This window comes from Achromobacter sp. 413638 (genome assembly GCF_043119405.1).
In the GTDB taxonomy this organism is placed as follows: Bacteria; Pseudomonadota; Gammaproteobacteria; order Burkholderiales; family Burkholderiaceae_B; genus Achromobacter.
Window position 1 is genome coordinate 1 of sequence record NZ_JBICCO010000164.1, and the last position, 2,250, is coordinate 2,250.

3 protein-coding genes are annotated in these 2,250 nt (G+C 61.0%); all 3 read left to right on the forward strand.

Translation table 11 applies throughout. The features are described from left to right. Nucleotides 1-57 precede the first annotated feature (57 nt). Nucleotides 58-1,035, forward strand: a complete 978-nt coding sequence (locus tag ACEU5R_RS31850) for a spore coat protein U domain-containing protein (RefSeq protein WP_392413892.1) — start codon at nt 58-60, stop codon at nt 1,033-1,035. A 423-nt stretch (nt 1,036-1,458) separates the two neighbouring features. Then, complete coding sequence (locus ACEU5R_RS31855; protein WP_103272091.1) at nt 1,459-1,959, forward strand: spore coat protein U domain-containing protein; 501 nt, start codon at nt 1,459-1,461, stop codon at nt 1,957-1,959. Nucleotides 1,960-1,971: 12 nt separating this feature from the next. Further along, nucleotides 1,972-2,250, forward strand: a 279-nt coding sequence (locus ACEU5R_RS31860) for a fimbria/pilus periplasmic chaperone (RefSeq protein WP_392413895.1), incomplete at its 3' end; no start/stop codon positions are given.

The window sequence follows — 2,250 nt, forward strand, 5'->3', positions numbered from 1 at the left end:
CCGGCAATTGCCCACGCTGGGCCCGTTCGTCTGCCAGCCTTTGGAGGAGCACAAGCAATGAGACGAGCCATCCTGTTGATCGCGATTGTGTTTTCCTGGGCCTGGGCGGGCGCGGCGCAAGCCCAGGCGAACTGCAATTTGTCGGGCAGTTCGACCACTATCGATTTCGGCGCCGTCAATCCCCTGCTGCCCGCCGATACCTACAACAATGGCGGCTTGATCGATGTGAACTGTTCAGGGCTGTATTTTACGACGCGGATATGCATCAGCCTGGAGATCGGCAACACCAGTCCGTCGATCGCGGCGCGCGCGATGGGCAACGGCGTCTACCGGATGAACTACAACCTGTATACAGACGCCGGGTATACGACCGTCTGGGGCGATGCGACGACTTCGCCGCCCACCTCCCAGGTGCTCAATGTCCTGGGCAATGGTTCGATAATGGTGCCCATTTATGCCAAGCTGCCGGGCGGGCAGACCTCGGTGTCGACGGTGGGCAATGTCGATACGCAGTACCTCGAGACCTACGGCGGCGTCAGCGCCAGGGTCGACGTGGAAACCGGGCTGCTGTTTTTCGGCGCATTCACGAATTGCCCATTGAGCAGTCCGGACACGACCTTGAGTATCCCGCTGACGGTCAAGGCGCTGGTGCAGAAGAACTGCACCATTTCCGCCACCAATCTGGTGTTTCCGGCCCAGGGGGTGTTGACGGCCCCGGTGCCTGGCAGCAGCCAGATCAGCGTGCAATGCACCAACAACAACGCGTATTCGCTGGCGCTCAATGGCGGGACGGTGGGCGGCAACGTGCTGGCGCGCAAAATGAAGCACTCGACCGCCGCCGACACGGTCAGCTACCAGCTGTACCAGGGGTCGAACTACGCCATCGTCTGGGGCGATGCGAGCGGCGGCTCGCCCAAGACCGGTCTGGGGTCGGGCACGGTGCAGAACCATACGGTATATGGCCGGGTGCCGGCGCAGACCACGCCCAGGCCGGGCAGCTATAGCGATACCGTCACGGCCACCATCACATTCTGAACCCGCACACGGCGGGGGCGACAGCGGTCGCACACCGGCTAGCCGCGCAATGCGGCGAGTGAGAGGATTTTTGAGACCCTTCGGTCACGTTCGGTCCTCGCCCTAATTAATGCTGCCAATAATCGAAAAAATTCGTACATAAAGTCGCTGAAAAATGCCGAATCAAGGCGGCATTTTGTGTATGAATTTTGTCCCCTTTTTCGAAAAGGCAGCTAATTCCCTGAATTACAACAAGTTTTATTGCCGAACATTGGTGCTACTTCGAAGGGGAAGACAGAAAAATAGCGGGAAAATATCGAAAATGTCTTGAAGAAAGCCAGAGAGAATGGAAAATAGCTGTATGTTTCGTCAAATTTCAAAATTGACATGACATGCATCAATTGCGGGTAGGTTGATTCAGCAGTATTTCGTGGAGTAGCGCTCATGAAACGCCTGATCTATCGCTCGGCCACATTTTCTTTGCTCAGCTCCCTGGTGTGCGCGTCGAACCTGGCCGCGGGACAGAGCACGGCGAACTTCAACGTCACCATCGTCATCCAGGCCAACTGCACCATCGCCGCCAACAACCTGGCATTCGGCCCCCAGGGCGTGCTGAGCACGGCGGTGACATCCACCTCGACGCTGACTGTCACGTGCACCAACACCACGCCGTATACCGTCGGCTTGAACGCGGGCACTGGCACGGGCAATACCGAGGCCAGCCGGCATATGTTCGGCACGGTCAACACGACGGCGTCCGTGGCCTACCAACTGTACAAGGCCGACCTGAGCACCGTCTGGGGCGACGCCACCGTGGCGGCGCGCGTGAGCGGCACGGGTACCGGGGCCGCGCAGACGCTGACCGTCAACGGCTCGGTGCCGGCCCAGGCCACGCCGGCGCCCGATACCTACAGCTCCACCGTCACCGCCACCGTCTATTTCTGAGGAGCCGCCACCGTGCGTACAGCCATGCTTGCAGTGCTGGCGGCGGTGGCGGTCCTGCTGGGCCCGACGGGTCCGGCGGGCGCGGCCACGCTGCAGATTTCCCCGGTCATGGTCGACATGGCGCCGCAACAGGGCGCCAGCGGCATCACGCTGCGCAACCCGGACGCGATGCCGGTCTATGGTCAGGTGCGGGTCTACGCCTGGGAACAGCGCGACGGCGACGACGTGCTGTTGCCCACCGACGAGATCCAGGTCAGCCCGCCCATCATCCAGGTGCCGCCCCGAAGCGAA

Excerpts from the sequence above, each read along its gene's own strand:
- ACEU5R_RS31850 (WP_392413892.1), top strand. The coding sequence starts at position 58 with ATGAGACGAGCCATCCTGTTGATCGCGATTGTGTTTTCCTGGGCCTGG.
- ACEU5R_RS31855 (WP_103272091.1), top strand. The coding sequence starts at position 1,459 with ATGAAACGCCTGATCTATCGCTCGGCCACATTTTCTTTGCTCAGCTCC.